Source organism: Propionibacterium acidifaciens, from assembly GCF_003798325.1.
GTDB classification, from domain to species: Bacteria; Actinomycetota; Actinomycetes; order Propionibacteriales; family Propionibacteriaceae; genus Propionibacterium; species Propionibacterium acidifaciens.
In genome coordinates, this window is sequence record NZ_CP033719.1 from 2,984,004 (window position 1) to 3,000,766 (window position 16,763).

Annotated in this window: 13 protein-coding genes and 1 pseudogene; 13 read left to right on the top strand and 1 reads right to left on the bottom strand. The window is 72.2% G+C overall.

What is annotated here, in order from left to right:
- The first annotated feature begins 18 nt into the window (after positions 1–18).
- The 13 genes and pseudogenes from alaS to pyrF all read left to right on the top strand — a co-directional run bounded on the left by alaS (position 19) and on the right by pyrF (position 16,021).
- The gene (gene alaS / locus EGX94_RS12825; RefSeq protein ID WP_028706078.1) at positions 19–2,706 is read left to right on the top strand and encodes an alanine--tRNA ligase; all 2,688 of its coding nucleotides are present in this window, start codon (positions 19–21) and stop codon (positions 2,704–2,706) included.
- Positions 2,690–3,175: a Holliday junction resolvase RuvX gene (gene ruvX, locus EGX94_RS12830; RefSeq protein ID WP_021797546.1), complete on the top strand. Its 486-nt coding sequence runs from the start codon at positions 2,690–2,692 to the stop codon at positions 3,173–3,175. The genes alaS and ruvX overlap by 17 nt, the downstream gene beginning before the upstream one ends.
- A 95-nt stretch (positions 3,176–3,270) precedes the next feature.
- Positions 3,271–4,602, top strand: coding sequence for an endolytic transglycosylase MltG (mltG, locus tag EGX94_RS12835; RefSeq protein ID WP_021797540.1), 1,332 nt, complete (start codon positions 3,271–3,273; stop codon positions 4,600–4,602).
- A gap of 94 nt (positions 4,603–4,696) precedes the next feature.
- Positions 4,697–5,893, top strand: a complete 1,197-nt coding sequence (aroC, locus tag EGX94_RS12840) for a chorismate synthase (protein ID WP_021797542.1) — start codon at positions 4,697–4,699, stop codon at positions 5,891–5,893.
- Positions 5,890–6,434: pseudogene (locus EGX94_RS12845) on the top strand (shikimate kinase). Before aroC ends, EGX94_RS12845 begins: the two are co-directional and overlap by 4 nt.
- Entirely contained in the window at positions 6,431–7,516 is a 1,086-nt protein-coding gene (gene aroB / locus EGX94_RS12850) for a 3-dehydroquinate synthase (protein WP_021797543.1), read from the top strand. The pseudogene EGX94_RS12845 and the gene aroB overlap by 4 nt, the downstream one beginning before the upstream one ends.
- A 51-nt stretch (positions 7,517–7,567) precedes the next feature.
- Complete coding sequence (locus EGX94_RS12855) at positions 7,568–8,263, top strand: FMN-binding negative transcriptional regulator (RefSeq protein WP_021797541.1); 696 nt, start codon at positions 7,568–7,570, stop codon at positions 8,261–8,263.
- Positions 8,264–8,410: 147 nt separating this feature from the next.
- On the top strand, positions 8,411–8,974 hold the full coding sequence (gene efp, locus EGX94_RS12860; RefSeq protein ID WP_021798930.1) for an elongation factor P: 564 nt from the start codon (positions 8,411–8,413) through the stop codon (positions 8,972–8,974).
- On the top strand, positions 8,974–9,489 hold the full coding sequence (gene nusB, locus EGX94_RS12865) for a transcription antitermination factor NusB (protein WP_021798928.1): 516 nt from the start codon (positions 8,974–8,976) through the stop codon (positions 9,487–9,489). The genes efp and nusB overlap by 1 nt, the downstream gene beginning before the upstream one ends.
- A 114-nt stretch (positions 9,490–9,603) precedes the next feature.
- The gene (gene carA / locus EGX94_RS12870; protein ID WP_123826395.1) at positions 9,604–10,758 is read left to right on the top strand and encodes a glutamine-hydrolyzing carbamoyl-phosphate synthase small subunit; all 1,155 of its coding nucleotides are present in this window, start codon (positions 9,604–9,606) and stop codon (positions 10,756–10,758) included.
- Positions 10,758–14,078 (top strand): carbamoyl-phosphate synthase large subunit, encoded by a 3,321-nt coding sequence (gene carB, locus EGX94_RS12875; RefSeq protein WP_021798921.1) that lies wholly within the window; start codon positions 10,758–10,760, stop codon positions 14,076–14,078. Before carA ends, carB begins: the two co-directional genes overlap by 1 nt.
- A gap of 30 nt (positions 14,079–14,108) precedes the next feature.
- On the top strand, positions 14,109–15,197 hold the full coding sequence (locus EGX94_RS12880; protein ID WP_021798924.1) for a quinone-dependent dihydroorotate dehydrogenase: 1,089 nt from the start codon (positions 14,109–14,111) through the stop codon (positions 15,195–15,197).
- Between the two features lie 14 nt (positions 15,198–15,211).
- Positions 15,212–16,021 carry an orotidine-5'-phosphate decarboxylase gene (gene pyrF, locus EGX94_RS12885; protein ID WP_021798927.1) on the top strand — a complete coding sequence of 270 codons (810 nt, stop codon included), beginning with the start codon at positions 15,212–15,214 and terminating at the stop codon, positions 16,019–16,021.
- A 28-nt stretch (positions 16,022–16,049) separates the two neighbouring features.
- Here pyrF and EGX94_RS12890 read toward each other — a convergent pair whose 3' ends face one another.
- Positions 16,050–16,751: a TetR/AcrR family transcriptional regulator gene (locus EGX94_RS12890; RefSeq protein WP_021798933.1), complete on the bottom strand. Its 702-nt coding sequence runs from the start codon at positions 16,749–16,751 to the stop codon at positions 16,050–16,052.
- Positions 16,752–16,763: the final 12 nt, after the last annotated feature.

Sequence of the window (16,763 nt, forward strand, 5' to 3'; positions counted from 1 at the left end):
CAAAGAGGGAAAGGCACCATGAAAGCTGCTGAGATCGGCCGTCGCTTCCAGGACTTCTTCGTCTCGAAGGGGCACACCGCGGTGCCGAGCGCCTCGCTGCTCTACAATGACCCCACGCTGCTGTTCGTCAACGCGGGCATGGTGCCCTTCAAGCCGTACCTCATGGGCGAACAGCCCTCGCCCTGGAAGCGCGCGACGAGCATCCAGAAGTGCGTGCGCACGCTCGACATCGACGAGGTCGGCAAGACGACCCGGCACGGCACCTTCTTCCAGATGCTCGGCAACTTCAGCTTCGGCGACTACTTCAAGAAGGAGGCCATCGAGTACGCCTGGGAGCTGGTCACCGGCTCCCTCGACGACGGCTGCTTCGGCTTCGGGCCCGACAAGGTCTGGGTCACCGTCCTCGGCCCCGGCCACCACCCCGACTACCCCGACGGCGACGTCGAGGCCCGCGAGGCCTGGCTGGGGGTCGGCGTCCCCGCCGAGCACATCCAGGGGCGCACTCTCAAGGACAACTACTGGCACATGGGCGTTCCCGGGCCCGGCGGCCCCTGCTCCGAGATCTACATCGACCGCGGCCCCCAGTACGGCCCCGACGGCGGCCCCGAGGCCGACGAGGACCGCTTCCTCGAGATCTGGAACCTCGTCTTCGAGACCGAGGTGCTCAGCGCCGTCCGCGCCAAGGACGACTTCGACATCGCCGGCCCGATGGCCATGCGCAACATCGACACCGGCGCCGGCCTGGAGCGCATCGCCTACCTCATGCAGGACGTCGACAACATGTACGAGACCGACGATGTCTTTCCGGTCATCGCCCGCGCCTCCGAGCTGTCCGGCCGCGCCTACGGGCAGGACGGCACCGACGACGTGCGCCTGCGCGTCGTCGGCGACCACGTCCGCAGCTCGCTCATGCTCATGACCGACGGCGTGCGGCCCGGCAACGAGGCCCGCGGCTACGTTCTGCGCCGCCTGCTGCGCCGCTCCATCCGCTCGATGCGCCTGCTCGGCGTCGAGAAGCCGTCGATCGTCGAGCTGCTCGACGTCTCGCGCCAGTGCATGCACGTCACCTACCCCGAGATCGACGAGGCCTGGGCCCGCATCCAGGACATCGCCGCGGCCGAGGAGGCCGCGTTCGCCCGCACCCTGAGCTCGGGCACCCAGCTGTTCGACACGGCCGTCGCCGAGACGAGGGCCTCCGGATCCCTCGTCCTGCCCGGCGACCGGGCCTTCCAGCTGCACGACACCTACGGCTTCCCGATCGACCTCACCCTCGAGATGGCCGCCGAGCAGGGCCTGACGGTGGACGAGGAGTCCTTCCGCTCCCTCATGGACGCCCAGCGCGCCCGCTCCAAGGCCGACTCCCTGTCGAAGAAGGCCACGACGGGCGGCGCCGAGGCCTACACCCAGCTGCGCGCCGCCGGCGAGACGAACTTCGTCGGCTACTCCGAGCTCGACGTGCCCACGAAGGTCCGCGGCCTCATCGCCGACGGCCAGGTGGTCGACCGCGTCGCCGCGGGCCAGACGGTCGAGATCGTCCTCGAGGAGACCCCCTTCTACGCCGAGATGGGCGGTCAGGACTCCGACGCCGGCGTCATCCGGGCCCCCGGCGGCGACTTCGAGGTCGTCGACGTCCAGCGTCCGGTGCCGGGCCTCGTCGTCCACACCGTGCGGGCCGAGGGCGAGCTGGCCGTCGGCGACGAGGTCCAGGCCGTCGTCGACGCCTTCCACCGCCAGGGCTCCTGCCAGGCGCACTCGGCCACCCACATCCTGCACGCCGCCCTGCGCCAGCTCGTCGGCCCCACGGCGACGCAGGCCGGCTCCTACAACAAGCCCGGCTACCTGCGCTTCGACTTCGGCGCTACGCACGGCCTGTCCGAGCAACTGGTCTGCGAGATCGAGGCCCGCTGCAACGAGGCCATCCGCGACGACCTCGAGGTGCGCGCCACCCAGATGCCGCTCGAGAAGGCCCGGGCCATGGGCGCCATGGCGATGTTCGGCGAGAAGTACCCCGACATCGTGCGCGTCGTCGAGATGGACGGCGCCTGGAGCCGCGAGCTGTGCGCCGGCACCCATGTCGCCCACTCCAGCCAGATCGGCCTGCTCAACCTCGTCTCCGAGCAGTCCGTCGGCGCCGGCACCCGGCGCATCGAGGCCCTCGTCAGCACGGACGCCTTCACGCACATGGCGGGCGAGCGCGCCCTCGTGAGCCGACTCACCGGCATGCTGCACGTTCAGCCCGACCAGCTCGCCGAGCGCGTCGGCTCCCTCGTCACCGACCTGAAGGCCGCGCAGAAGCAGATCGAGGACATGCGGCGGGCCCAGCTGCTCGCCGGGGCCGGCGCGCTCGTCGAGGACGCCAAGGACATGTGGGGCGTCGCCTATGCCGCCCAGCGCCTGCCCGGCGTCGACGGCGGCCGGTTGAGGACCCTCGCCGTCGACGTGCGCGACCGGTTCGGCGACCGCCCGGCCGTCGTGGCGCTCGTCGGCGGTGCCGACGCCAAGCCCACCATCGTCGTGGCGACCACCCCGGCCGCCCGCGAGCGCGGGCTGCGGGCCGGCGTCCTCGTCCGCGAGGGCGCGACGAGGCTCGGCGGCGCCGGCGGCGGCAAGGACGACCTGGCCCAGGGCGGCGGCTCCGACGCCGCCAGGGCCGACGAGGCGCTCCAGGCCGTCGAGTACGCGATCGGCCATGTCCTCCTCGGCTGAGGAGCGGCCGGCCTGGCGCCCCGGTGCGCGCCTGTGCCTCGACTGGGGCCGGGCCCGCATCGGTGTGGCCGCCTGCGACCGGGATGGCGTCCTGGCCTACCCGGTCGCGACGGTGCCCAACGACGACGAGGTGATGGTTGCCATCCGGGCGCTCATCACCGAGTACGGGCCCATCGAGATCGTCATGGGCCTGCCCACCGACCTGCGCGGTGACAGGGCCGGCGTGGCGGCCCGCGCCATGCGGAAGAACGCGCGACGGGTCAACGCCGAGACGAACCTGCCGGTGCGGCTCGTCGACGAGCGCCTCACGACCGTCACGGCGGCCCGCCGGCTGGCCTCCACCGGCCTAGACTCCCGGGCCCGCAAACCGGTCATCGACCAGGCAGCCGCCGTGACGATCCTTGAACAGGCGATTGACATGGAGAAACGAGACGGCTCAGCGCCGGGCGAGGTCATCGACAGGGCCTGAAGTCCGATACAGTTCTGGCCAGACCTGATGGGCGCCCGCACGCGGCGGGCGGCCCGGACTCGGCGGGCAGGCCTGAATGATGGGGAGGTGGCGTCATGAAACCGAAACGAGCCGCTGATGACGGCGACCTCGACGACTTCTTCGCAGCGCCCGGCCCCGCGCGCGCCACGAGCCGCGCCGACGACGATGACGAGCCGCGCCGCAGACCCGGCCGCGCCCAGGACCCTGACGAGAAGGAAGAGGAACCCGACGAGGCGCGCGAGGACGAACCGGCCGACGAGGACGACGAGGACCTCGGCGACGACCTGCTCGGCGCCGACGGCGCGACCCCGGGCGGGCGCAGGGGCCGCCGCGGCTCCCGCCTCAAGTCGGTCATCGCGGTGCTCCTGTCGATCGCCATCATCGGCGGCGGCGGGTACCTCGGCTTCCAGAAGGCCTCCCAGGCCTGGACGAGCTACCGCGGCGTCGACTACGAGGGCGCCGGCGACGAGTCCACCTCGGTGCCGGTGACCATCCGGGAGGGCATGACGATCACCGAGATAGGCGACACCCTCGCCGCCGACCAGGTCGTCGCCTCGTCCCGGGCCTTCGTGCGCATCGCAAACCAGGACGAGCGCTCCAGCAGCATCCACGCGGGCACCTACATGATGCGCCAGCACATGTCGGCCAGGGCCGCCCTCGACCTGCTCCTCGACCCCGCCAACCTCGCGACGAACCTCATCACGCTGCGCGAGGGCCTGCGCGACTCCGAGGTCTTCGCCCAGCTGAGCCAGACGACCGGCATCCCCGTGTCCGACTTCGAGGCCGCTGCCGCCGACCCCGCCGCGCTCGGACTGCCCGACTACGCCCAGGGCGACGTCGAGGGCTACCTGTTCCCCGAGACCTACACCTACGACCCGGCGGACACGGCCGCCGACGTCCTCACGAAGATGATCGACCAGTTCAAGCGGATCGCCACCGAGGAGGACCTCGCCGGCAGGGCGGCGGCGCTGGGCCGCTCGCCCCACGACGTGGTCGTCGTCGCCTCGATCATCGAGAAGGAGACGACGAACTTCGACTACGGCCCCCAGATCGCCGAGGTCTTCTACAACCGCCTGGAGCGGAACGTGAAACTCCAGTCGGACGCGACGGTCATCTACGCCAACAACATGACCGGGCGGATCACGACCACCGACGAGGAGCGCTCCGTCGACTCGCCGTACAACACCTACACGAGGGAGGGCCTGCCCCCCGGCGCCATCTCGAACCCGGGCCAGGAGGCGCTGCACTCAGCGCTCAACCCGGCCAGCGGCGACTACATGTACTTCGTCGCGGTCAATCCCGACACCGGCGAGACGAAGTTTGCCGTCACCGAGGAGGAGCACGCCGCCAACGTCGCCGAGTTCCAGGCCTGGTGCCAGGACAACGCCGACCGCTGCGGGGAGTGACCGCACCGGCGGGGACCCTCGCGGCCGGGCCGGCCCGACGTCCGCACCGCGGGTCCGCCGCTCGGCCCCGCGGGCTGCTGGGATACTGGAGAGCATGCTGCGTTATCTCACCGCCGGCGAGTCCCACGGTCAGGCGCTCGTCGCCACCCTCGACGGCATCCCCGCCCACGTCCGCGTCTCCTCGGACGACATCCGTCGGGCGCTGGCCCGTCGTCGGCTGGGCGCCGGCCGGGGGGCGCGCATGTCCTTCGAGGCCGACGAGGTGACGATGCTCGCCGGCCTGCGCCACGGCGAGACCCTCGGCTCGCCCGTCGCGATCGTCATCGGCAACACCGAGTGGCCCAAGTGGCGCACGGTGATGAGCCCCGACGAGGTTGATCCCGACGAGCTGGCCGGTCTCGCCCGCAACGAGGCGCTCACCCGCCCCCGCCCGGGCCACGCCGACCTGGCGGGCATGCAGAAGTACGACTGGGACGAGGCCCGCCCGCTGCTGGAGCGGGCCAGCGCCCGGGAGACGGCCGCTCGCGTCGCCATCGGCCAGGTCGCCAGGAACTTCCTCGCCCAGGCCTTCGGCATCACGATCCTCAGCCACGTCGTCGAGCTCGGCGGCGCCGCCGCCCGGGCCGGCGAGCCGCCGCGCATGGCCGACCTCGAGCTCATCGACGCCGACCCGGTGCGCTGCTTCGACCCGGAGGCCTCACGGGTCATGCAGGCCGAGATCGCGGCCTGCCAGAAGGACGGCGACACGCTCGGCGGCGTCGTCGAGGTGCTCGCCTGGGGCTGCCCGCCCGGGCTCGGCGCGATGCGCGAGGGCGACACCCGCCTGGACGCCAAGATCGCCTACGCCCTCATGGGCATCCAGGCCATCAAGGGCGTCGAGTTCGGCGACGGCTTCGGCCTGGCCCGGGTGCGCGGCTCGCAGGCGCACGACGAGATCGTCAACGGCCCCCACGGCATCCGGCGCGCCACCGGCCGGGCCGGCGGGACCGAGGCGGGCATGAGCACCGGCGAGGTGCTGCGCGTGCGCGCGGCCATGAAGCCGATCGCCACGGTTCCGAGGGCCCTGCGCACCGTCGACGTGCGCACCGGCGAACCGGCCGTGGCCCACCACCAGCGCTCCGACGTCTGCGCCGTCCCGGCCGCCGGCGTCGTCGCCGAGGCCATGGTCGCCCTCACCCTCGCCGAGGTCTGTCTGGAGAAGTTCGGCGGCGACTCGCTCGAGGAGTGCCGCCGCAACCACCGGGCCTATCTCGCCCACCTGGCCGACCGCGGCCTGTCGGTGCTGCCGTGAGCGCGGCCGGGGCCGGGCCCGCCGGGCGCCGTCAGGTCGTCCTCGTCGGTCTGCCGGGCGTCGGCAAGGCCACCGTCGGCACCCTCCTGGCCCGCACCTGCGGCCTGGACTTCGTCGACGCCGACGACCGCCTCGAGGCCCGGCGGGGCCGCACGATCGCTGAGACCTTCGCCGCCGACGGCGAACCGGCCTTCCGGGTCTCGAGGCGAACGCCGTCGTCGAGCTGTTGTCCCGGCCCGGTGTCATCGCGCTGGGCGGGGGAGCCGTGACGAACGAAACGGGCCGGCGGGCGCTCGCCGGGCACGAGGTCGCCTGGCTGCCGCAGTCGGTGCGGCAGGGGGTCCAGCGCATCGGCGACTCGACCCACCGCCCGCTCATGACCGGCGACGTCGCCGCCGTCCTGCGCCGCCTCAAGGCCGAGCGCGACCCGCTCTACCGCGAGGTCGCCACCATCCGCATCGACACCGACCGCAGGCACTCCGGGTGCGTCGCCGCCGAACTGGCCGCCGCCCTCGGATGGGACGAGGAGAACCGGGCATGACCGTCGTCGACTTCATCACCGAGCGGCCCTACCGGGCCCTCATCGGCCCCGGGGCCCTCGACCGGCTGGGCGAGCACGTCCGCGACGCGGCACTGGTCGGCATCCTCCACGCGCCCCCGCTGGCTTCGGCGGCCCGGCGTGCGGGCGACCTCGTGCGCATCGCGGGGGCCGAGCCCGTCCTCATCGAGCTGCCCGACGGGGAGGCGGCCAAGACCCCGCAGGTGCTCGCCCGGTGCTGGAGCGCCCTGGCCGTCGCCGGCTTCACGCGCAGCGACCTCGTCGTGGGCATCGGTGGGGGAGCGACCACCGACCTGGCCGGCTTCATCGCCGCCACGTGGATGCGCGGCGTCCGCTGGGTGAGCGTCCCCACCACCGTCCTCGCGATGGTCGACGCGGGCATCGGCGGCAAGACGGGCGCCGACCTGCCCGAGGGCAAGAACCTCATCGGCGCCTTCTGGGAGCCCTCGGCGGTCCTGGCCGACACCGGACTGCTCGCCGGCCTGCCGGTCGATGACGTGCGCGCCGGCCTCGGCGAGGTCATCAAGCACGGCCTCATCGCCGACGAGCGTACGCTCGAACTCATCGAGGCCTCCCCCCTCGAGGCCCTCGACCCGACGAGCGCCCTCATGCCCGAGCTCATCGCGCGGTCCGTGCGGGTCAAGGCCGACGTCGTCGGCGCCGACCTGCGCGAGTCCACCTCGGTGGGCGACCGGGTCGGTCGCGAACAGCTCAACTACGGCCACACGATGGGCCACGCCATCGAGGCCGGCGAGCACTACACCCGGCGCCACGGCGAGTGCGTGGGCCTGGGCATGGTCTTCGCCGCCGAGCTGGCCCACCGCGTCATCGGGCTCGCGCCCGAGCACGTGGAGCGTCACCGCCGGATGCTCGGGCTGGTCGGCCTGCCCACCCGCTACCGGGGCATCGGCTGGCAGCGGGCCCGCACGCTCATGGCCCGCGACAAGAAGACCCGCGGCGCCACGCTGCGCTTCGTCGGACTGCGCGAACCGGGCCGCGTCACGATGATCGTCGACCCACCCGAGCGGGCGCTGATCGGCGCCTGGGAGGCCCTCACCGGCTGAGCCGTGCGGCACCGAACCGCCCGACCGGAGACCGAGGAACAGGAGACTGGCATGTACGTCCCCGAGCACTTTGCGCTCGCCGCCGACCGGCTCGGCGCGCTGCTGCGCCGCGTCGGCGCCGGCGACCTCGTGACGAACGGACCCGACGGCCTCGACGCGACCTTCCTGCCCTGGAGCCTCGACCCGCACGCCGGCCGGCTCGGCTGCCTGCGCACCCACATGGCCAGGGTCAACCCCCAGTGGCGGGCGCAGGGCCCGGCGATGGTGATCCTGCACGGCCCCGATGACTACATCGACCCGTCCGACCACGAGGCCCCCGGTCAGGTGCCCACCTGGGACCACCTCACGATGCACGTGCACGGCACGCTCGTCGCCCACGAGGAGCCGGAGTGGATCATCGCCTCGCTCGGCGAGCTGGTCGACGCCCAGCCGACCGACTGGCGGATGGAGGAGCTCGACCCCGAGCGGCTCCGGGGAATGGTCGCCGCGATCGTCGGCCTCGAGCTGCGCATCACCTCGATCGTCGGCAAGGCGAAGATGAGCCAGAACCGGCCCAGCTCGGACATCGGGGCCATCGCCGACGCGCTCGAGGCGCGCCGCACCCAGGAGGCCGAGCCGCGGTACCGGCGCCCGTCCGCCGGCGCCATCGCCTTCCTGCGCGGGCCCGCCCGGGAGCACGCCCTGGCCCGCGAACGGGCCGTCGAGCGCGCCCGCGCCGCGAAGGGCCCGGGCCGGACCGTCGGCTAGGATGGATCCTCGCGGCCGTGTGCCGCCCGGTTCCGCGACCGCAGGCCGCCCGGCCGGTCGCGCCGACTCCGGCCGCGCACCGCCCCGACGCCAGGAGGGCCCCGCGCCCGGACCGGCCGTTGACAACTGCGCGAAAGGCTTCCATCAGTGGCTACGACCAACGACATCAAGAACGGCACCGTGCTGAACCTCGACGGTCAGCTCTGGCGGGTCCTGTGGTTCCAGCACCACAAGCCGGGCAAGGGCAACACCGTCGTCCGCACCAAGATCAAGAACGTGCTCAACGGCAAGGTCGTCGACCGCACCTTCCCCGCCGACACGAAGATCGAGATGGCCCAGGTCGATCGCCGCGACATGCAGTACCTGTACGCTGACGCCAGCGGCTACGTCGTCATGGACACCGACACCTACGAGCAGCTCACGATCCCCGAGGACGTCATCGGGGACGACAAGGACTACCTGCTCGAGGGCATGATCGTCACCGTCGCCACCAACGAGGGCAACCCGCTGTACGTCGACCTGCCGGCCTCCATCGAGGTCGAGGTCACCTATACCGAGCCCGGCCTGCAGGGCGACCGCTCCACCGGCGGCAACAAGCCCGCCACCGTCGAGACCGGCAAGCAGGTCCAGGTGCCCCTGTTCATCACCACCGGCGAACGCATCAGGATCAGCACCGCCGACGGCTCCTACCTCGGACGAGCCCAGAGCTGATGGACGCAGACGACGAACGGGTCATCGCGCTGGCACCGGGGGAGCACCCCCCGGTGCCCGGCGCGGTGAAGGTGGCCAGCACCGACTTCGCGGGCGCCCACCACTCCACCCGGACCAAGGCCCGCAAGCAGGCGCTCGACGTCCTCTTCCAGGCCGAGCTGCGCGACGAGTCCCTCGACGCGGTGCTCGCGCGCCGTGCCGCCCAGGGCGAGCCCGACGTGCGCGAGTACGCCGCCACGGTTCTGCACGGATACTGGGAGCACGCCGGCGAGGTCGACCGCCGCATCGCCGAATGCCTGAGCGGCGACTGGACGCTCGAACGCATGCCCCGCGTCGACCGCAACCTGGCCCGCATCGCCGTGTGGGAGCTGGACCGCACCGGCATCGCCCCGCGGATCGCCATCAGCGAGGCCCTCGAACTCGCCAACGAGCTGAGCAGCGACGAGTCCGTCGCCTTCCTCAGCGGCCTGCTGAACAGGGCCGCCGAGACGCGCCCCGGGAACGACTCCGAGTGAGCCGTCCGGCCACGCCGTGGCTGTCGGGGCGGGGCCGGCGCACTGGTATCGTTCCCCCGAGAACTCAGCCCAGGTCTCGTACTCGCGGCCCGCTCAGGGCGGGGAAGGATGGTCATGAGCGCGCACGGAAAAGACGCGATCCTGGTTCTCGAGGACGGCCGGGTCTTCCACGGCCGGGCCTTCGGGGCCCTCGGCGAGACCTTCGGCGAGGCGGTGTTCTCCACCGGCATGACCGGCTACCAGGAGACCCTCACCGATCCCAGCTACGAGGGCCAGGTGGTCGTGGCCACCGCACCCCACATCGGCAATACCGGCTGGAATGACGAGGACGACGAGTCCGGTCGCATCTGGGTCGCCGGCTACGTCGTGCGCGATCCCTCCCGGGTTCCCTCGAACTGGCGCAGCAGGCGCAGCCTCGACGAGGAGCTCGTGCGGCAGGGCGTCGTCGGCATCTCCGCCATCGACACCCGCGCCCTGACCCGCCATCTGCGCGAGCGCGGTGCCATGCGGGTCGGCATCAGCTCCCTCGGTGCCGACGTCGACGCCCTCCTGGCCCGGGTCCGGCGCGTCCCGCCGATGGCCGGCGCCGACCTCGTCGGGCGCGTCACGACGGCGAGGCCCTATGTCGTGCCGGCCCGGGGCGAGAAGCGGTTCACCGTCGTCGCCATCGACCTCGGCATCAAGTCCATGACCCCGCACCGCCTGTCCGAGCGCGGCATCGAGGTCCACGTGCTGCCCGCCACCGCCGACTGGGAGCAGGTGCGGGCCATCGGCCCCGACGGCCTCTTCCTGTCCAACGGGCCGGGCGACCCGTCGACCGCCGCCGCCGCCGCCGAGCTGTGCCGCAGGGCGCTCGCCGCGGGCCTGCCGCTGTTCGGCATCTGCATGGGCAACCAGGTGCTCGGCCGGGCCCTGGGCTTCGACACCTACAAGCTCAAGTACGGCCACCGCGGCATCAACCAGCCGGTCCTCGACCGCGCCACCGGCAGGATCGGGATCACGGCCCACAACCACGGCTTCGCCGTCGACGCGCCGACCGACCACCCGGTCGACACGGCGTACGGGCGCGTCGAGGTCTCGCACGTCTGCCTCAACGACGGCGTCGTCGAGGGTCTGCGACTGACCCGCGACGGCCGGCTCGTCGCCTTCTCGGTGCAGTACCACCCCGAGGCGGCCGCCGGCCCGCACGACGCCTCGTACCTCTTCGACGAGTTCGTCGCGATGATGGCCGACAATGCACGCACGACCACGGCGGGGGAGCAGGCCTGATGCCCAAGCGCACCGACATCTCATCCGTTCTCGTCATCGGCTCCGGCCCGATCGTCATCGGCCAGGCCGCCGAGTTCGACTACTCCGGCACCCAGGCCTGCCGCGTCCTGCGCGACGAGGGCTACCGCGTCATCCTCGTGAACTCCAACCCGGCCACCATCATGACCGACCCCGAGTTCGCCGACGCCACCTACATCGAGCCGATCACCCCCGGGTTCGTCGAGAAGGTCATCGCCGCCGAGCGACCGGACGCCCTGCTGGCCACCCTCGGCGGGCAGACCGCCCTCAACACCGCCATCTCGCTGTACGAGTCCGGCGCCCTCGAGCGGTACGGCGTCGAGCTCATCGGCGCGAACGTCGAGGCGATCCAGCGCGGCGAGAACCGCGAGCGGTTCAAGGAGATCGTCGAGGGCCTGCCGGTGGGCGACCCCGAGGTCGCCCGCTCCCACATCTGCCACAGCATCGCCGACGTCGAGCGGGCCGCCGACGACCTCGGCTACCCGCTCGTGCTGCGCCCCAGCTACACGATGGGCGGCGTCGGCTCCGGCCTCGCGCACGATCACGACGAGCTCGTCGCGATGGCCGCCATCGGTCTGGACGCCAGCCCGGTCACCGAGGTCCTCGTCGAGGAGTCGGTGCTGGGCTGGAAGGAGTTCGAGCTGGAGGTCATGCGCGACAAGGCGGACAACGTCGTCATCGTGTGTTCCATCGAGAACTTCGACCCGATGGGCATCCACACCGGCGATTCGATCACCGTGGCCCCGGCGATGACGCTGACCGACCGCGAGTACCAGCGGATGCGCGACGTCGGCATCGCGATCATCCGCGCCGTCGGCGTCGACACCGGCGGCTGCAACATCCAGTTCGCGATCAACCCCGACGACGGTCGGCTCATCGTCATCGAGATGAACCCGCGCGTCTCCCGCTCCTCGGCGCTGGCCTCCAAGGCCACCGGCTTCCCGATCGCCAAGATCGCCGCGAAGGTCGCCGTCGGCTACACCCTCGACGAGATCCCCAACGACATCACCCGGCAGACGCCTGCCAGCTTCGAGCCCACCCTCGACTACGTCATCGTCAAGGTGCCGCGCTTCGCCTTCGAGAAGTTCCCCTACGCCGACGCCACGCTGACCACCCACATGAAGTCGGTGGGCGAGGCGATGGGCATCGGCCGGAACTTCACCGAGGCCTTCGGCAAGGCGCTGCGCTCCACCGAGCAGGGCTCCGGCTTCTGGCTGTCGGACGAGTTCGACGGCGACGCCGATGCGATCCTCGCGTCCCTGGCCCGCCCGCACGACGGCCGCATCCTGGAGATCGGCGAGGCGCTGCGCGCCGGAGTGCCCGTCGAACGGATCCAGGAGATCACCGCCATCGACCCGTGGTTCCTCGACCAGGTCGCCCTCGTCCACGAGGTCGGCGAGCAGGTCCGCACCGCCGATGCGCTCGACGAGCCGCTGCTGCGCCTGGCCAAGCGTCACGGCCTGTCCGACCGGCAGATCGCGGTCCTGCGGGGCATCGACGAGGCGCAGGTGCGCGCGCGGCGCTGGGAGCTCGGCGTGCGGCCCGTCTACAAGACCGTCGACACCTGCGCCGCCGAGTTCGCCGCCCGTACCCCGTACCACTACTCGAGCTACGACGAGGAGACCGAGGTCGCCCCGCGCGAGCGGCCCGCCGTCCTCATCCTCGGGTCGGGCCCCAACCGCATCGGTCAGGGCATCGAGTTCGACTACTCGTGCGTCCACGCCGCCGAGGTGCTCAGCGCCAACGGCTACGAGTCGGTCATGGTCAACTGCAACCCCGAGACCGTCTCCACCGACTACGACACCTCGGACCGCCTCTACTTCGAGCCGCTCACGCTCGAGGACGTGCTGGAGGTCCATCACGCCGAGTGCCAGGCCGGCCCCGTCGCCGGCGTCATCGTCCAGCTCGGCGGCCAGACCCCGCTGCGCCTGAGCCAGCGGCTCGAGGACGCGGGCGTGCGGATCGTCGGCACGAGCCCCGAGGCGATCTTCCTCGCGGAGGACCGGGAGGCCTTCGAGAAGGTGCTCGACGCAGCCGGCCTGCCCGCGCCGAAGTACGGCATGGCCACGAGCTTCGACCAGGCCCGGGCCGTCGCCGAGGGCATCGGCTACCCGGTGCTCGTGCGGCCCAGCTACGTGCTCGGCGGGCGCGGCATGGAGATCGTCTACGACGAGCCCTCGCTGGCCGCCTACATCGAGAACTCCACGCTCATCGGACCCGAGTCCCCGGTGCTCGTCGACCGCTTCCTCGACGACGCCATTGAGATCGACGTCGACGCCCTCCACGACGGCTCCGAACTGTACGTCGGCGGCATCATGGAGCACATCGAGGAGGCGGGCATCCACTCCGGCGACTCGGCCTGCTCGCTGCCCCCGGCCACGCTCGGCGACGCGGTCCTCGAGCAGATCCGCACGAGCACCGAGGCCATCGCGCGCGGCGTCGGCGTGCAGGGCCTCATCAACATCCAGTACGCCCTGTCCGCCGACACGCTCTACGTCATCGAGGCGAACCCGCGCGCCTCGCGCACGGTCCCGTTCGTCTCGAAGGCGACGAACACCCAGCTGGCCAAGGCGGCGACGCTCATCATGCTCGGCTCCTCGATCGCCGAACTGCGCGCGACGGGCATGCTGCGCCCCACCGGCGACGGCGCCGCCCGCTGGCGCGGCATGCCGATCGCCGTCAAGGAGGCCGTCATGCCGTTCAGCCGCTTTCTCACGAAGCAGGGCCGCAGCGTCGACACCCTGCTCGGACCCGAGATGCGCTCGACGGGCGAGGTCATGGGCATCGACCGCACCTTCGGCGTGGCCTTCGCCAAGGCCCAGGAGGCCGTCTACGGCTCGCTGCCCACGAGCGGCGCCGTGTTCGTCTCGGCGGCCAACCGCGACAAGCGCCACATCATTCTGCCGCTCAAGGAGCTCTTGGAGATGGGCTTCCGGGTCCTCGCCACCGAGGGCACCGCGAGTGTGCTCATGATGCACGACATCGACGTGACGCCGGTGCGCAAGTACACCCAGGGCCGCGGGCCCCACGGCGAACCCACCATCGTCGACCTCATCGAGGCCGACGAGGTCTCGCTCATCTTCAACACGCCGACCGGTGAGACCCGCGGAGGCAGGCCTCGAGGCGACGGCTATGAGATCCGCACGGCGGCGATCCTGCACGGCGTGCCCTCGATCACCACCGTCCAGGCGCTCGAGTCGGCCGTCCAGGCGATCCAGGCGGTGCGCGGCGGGGGCATCTCGGTGCGCCCGCTCCAGAAGTGGGGCGCCGACATGGACGAGCACTTCGCCCGACGCGGCTGAAGCAGGCACACGAGAACGAGGAGACCGGTCATGCCCAGTGCCGACGAATTGTACGTGCGGGCCATCCGCTGCGGCTACAGGGAGGTCGTCCGACCCGTGCTGTTCCGCATGCACGGCGGCGACCCGGAGAGGATCCACGGCCAGCTCATCTCGACGCTGGGCCACCTGCCCGAGCCGCTGCTCGGGCTCGTCGAGCGCCTCCTCGGCACCGACCGCGACCCGGTCGACGTGGCCGGCATCCACTTCCCGGGCCGGGTCGGCGTCGCCGCCGGCCTCGACAAGGACGCCGTGGCCGCCGCTGCGTGGGGCTCGCTCGGCTTCGGCTTCGCCGAGCTCGGCACCGTCACCCGCCACGCCCAGCCCGGCAACCCGCGCCCCCGCCTGTTCCGGCTCGTCCGTTCCGAGGCGATCATCAACCGGATGGGCTTCAACAACAACGGCGCCGAGGCGATGGCGGCCAAGCTCGACGCAGCCGGCGTCCGACGCGGCAACAACCGGCTGGGCGCGCCGATGGGCGTCTCCATCGGCAAGACGAAGAAGACCCCGCTCGCCGAGGCCGTGCCGGACTACCTGTTCAGCCTCGAGGCCCTCGCGCCGTACGCCGACTACATCGCCATCAACGTCTCGAGCCCCAACACGCCGGGGCTGCGCAGCCTCCAGAGCCAGCGCGAGATCGAGGAGCTGACCGGCGCGCTCGTCGGCCGCGCCCGCGAGCTCGACCCCGAGCATCCCGTCCCGGTCTTCGTCAAGCTCGCCCCCGACCTGTCCGCCGGCCAGCTCGACGACCTCCTCACGGCCTGCGAGGGCGCCGGCATCGCCGGCATCATCGCGACGAACACCACCATGGGGCGCGAGGGCCTCGCCCCGGCCGACCGACACCTGGCGGGCCAGGCGGGTGGCCTGTCCGGCCGGCCCCTCACGGCGATGGCCCTCGAGCGCGTGGGCTGGATCACCCACCGCACCGGGCTCCCGGTCATGGGCGTCGGCGGCATCATGACGCCCGCGGACGCCCAGGCCATGTTTGACGCCGGGGCCCGGCTCGTGCAGGTCTACACCGGCTTCATCTTCGAGGGCCCCGCCCTCGTCATGGGCATCAACAAGCTGTGCCGCCCGGAATGAGAGCGGGGACGACGATGACGGAGTCCTTCGGTGCGCGGCTCGCCGCCGCCACAGCCCAGCGCGGCCGGCTGTGCGTCGGCCTCGACCCCCACGAGCGGATCGTCCGCGACTGGGGTCTGGCCCACGACGCCGCGGGCATCGAGACGATGGCCCGCCGCGCCGTCGAGGCCCTCGGCGAGCAGGTCGCGGTCTTCAAGCCCCAGAGCGCCTTCTTCGAGGTCTTCGGCCCCGCCGGCCTCGCCGCGCTCCAGCGCGTCCTGGGCGACATCGCCCAGGCCGGCGCCCTGTCGATCCTCGACGTCAAGCGCGGCGACATCGGTTCGACGATGGACGCCTACGCCAGGGCCACCCTGGCCGACGGCGCCCCGCTGGCGGCCGACTCGATCACCGTGAGCCCCTACCTGGGCTTCGAGTCGCTGCGCCCGGCCGTCGACCTGGCCCACGGGACGGGCCGCGGCCTGTTCGTCCTGTGCCGCACGAGCAATCCCGAGGGCGGGGATGTCCAGCTCGCCGACGCCGGGGGCCGCAGCGTCGCCCAGCGGGTGCTCGACGCCGCCCGCGCCGAGAACGACCGGACCGGCCTCGACGACATCGGCCTCGTCATCGGCGCCACGCGCGAGAGCGCTGGCATCGACCTGGCGGGCTTCACGGGTTGGGTGCTGGCGCCTGGCATCGGCGCCCAGGGCGGCACCGTCGAGTCCCTCGCCGGCATCTTCGGCGACGCCGTCGACCGGGTGCTGCCGAGCGCCTCGCGCGGGGTGCTGCGGGCCGGACCCGACCCGGCCGCGCTGCGCGACGCGGCGTCCGCGCTCGTCCTGCGCTGAGCCGTCCCTGTCCGGGCCGGAACGCCGGTCAGGACGCCTTGACGAAGGTGGCCAGCGCGGCCAGCGACTCGTCAGGGATGCACTCGGGCAGCTCCTCGCGCGCGATGAGCTCCGACTCGTCGTCGGGCAGGCCGAGCATGCGCAGGACGCCCGCCGCGAGGGCATCGACGACGTCCTCGGTGCTCTCGCCGGGCTCGGACAGGAGCCAGGAGACCACCCCCAGGAGGGATCCGCCGATCGCCGCGTAGGCGACCTCCGCGCTCGGCAGGGAGAACCGCCCGGACCGGATGCCCCGGCCGATGAGGTGTACGGAGGTCTGGCGCAGGGCGCCGTCGAACAGCAGCGAGGCCGGCCCGGAGCGGGTCACGAGCGAGGCGAAGCCGGGGGCCACCTCGGCGACCCGCCCGATGACGCGGAAACCGATCGCCACGGCCCTGGCCGGGTCGTCGACGCCCTTGATGAGCCGTCCCAGGGTGAGGCTGAAGCCTTCCATCGCCTCGGCGAAGGCCACCGAGAACAGCTGCTCCTTCGTCTTGAAGTGGTTGTAGAACGAGCCGAAGCCCACGTCGGCGAGCTCGGTGATCGTCGAGATCGGGACATCGGTGCGCCCCTCGGCGATGAGCTGCTGCGCCGCCTGGACGAGGGCGGCGCGGGTCGCCGCCCGGCGTCTGCCGTGGCGGCCCTTGCCGACCGTGCCGGCGGCCTTCCCCGCTGCTTCGACGATGTTCATCGCACTCATTGT

Excerpts from the sequence above, each read along its gene's own strand:
- EGX94_RS12890 (WP_021798933.1), bottom strand. The coding sequence starts at position 16,751 with ATGAACATCGTCGAAGCAGCGGGGAAGGCCGCCGGCACGGTCGGCAAG.
- EGX94_RS12880 (WP_021798924.1), top strand. The coding sequence starts at position 14,109 with ATGCCCAGTGCCGACGAATTGTACGTGCGGGCCATCCGCTGCGGCTAC.
- alaS (WP_028706078.1), top strand. The coding sequence starts at position 19 with ATGAAAGCTGCTGAGATCGGCCGTCGCTTCCAGGACTTCTTCGTCTCG.
- mltG (WP_021797540.1), top strand. The coding sequence starts at position 3,271 with ATGAAACCGAAACGAGCCGCTGATGACGGCGACCTCGACGACTTCTTC.
- aroC (WP_021797542.1), top strand. The coding sequence starts at position 4,697 with ATGCTGCGTTATCTCACCGCCGGCGAGTCCCACGGTCAGGCGCTCGTC.
- carA (WP_123826395.1), top strand. The coding sequence starts at position 9,604 with ATGAGCGCGCACGGAAAAGACGCGATCCTGGTTCTCGAGGACGGCCGG.
- carB (WP_021798921.1), top strand. The coding sequence starts at position 10,758 with ATGCCCAAGCGCACCGACATCTCATCCGTTCTCGTCATCGGCTCCGGC.
- nusB (WP_021798928.1), top strand. The coding sequence starts at position 8,974 with ATGGACGCAGACGACGAACGGGTCATCGCGCTGGCACCGGGGGAGCAC.
- aroB (WP_021797543.1), top strand. The coding sequence starts at position 6,431 with ATGACCGTCGTCGACTTCATCACCGAGCGGCCCTACCGGGCCCTCATC.
- EGX94_RS12855 (WP_021797541.1), top strand. The coding sequence starts at position 7,568 with ATGTACGTCCCCGAGCACTTTGCGCTCGCCGCCGACCGGCTCGGCGCG.
- ruvX (WP_021797546.1), top strand. The coding sequence starts at position 2,690 with ATGTCCTCCTCGGCTGAGGAGCGGCCGGCCTGGCGCCCCGGTGCGCGC.
- pyrF (WP_021798927.1), top strand. The coding sequence starts at position 15,212 with ATGACGGAGTCCTTCGGTGCGCGGCTCGCCGCCGCCACAGCCCAGCGC.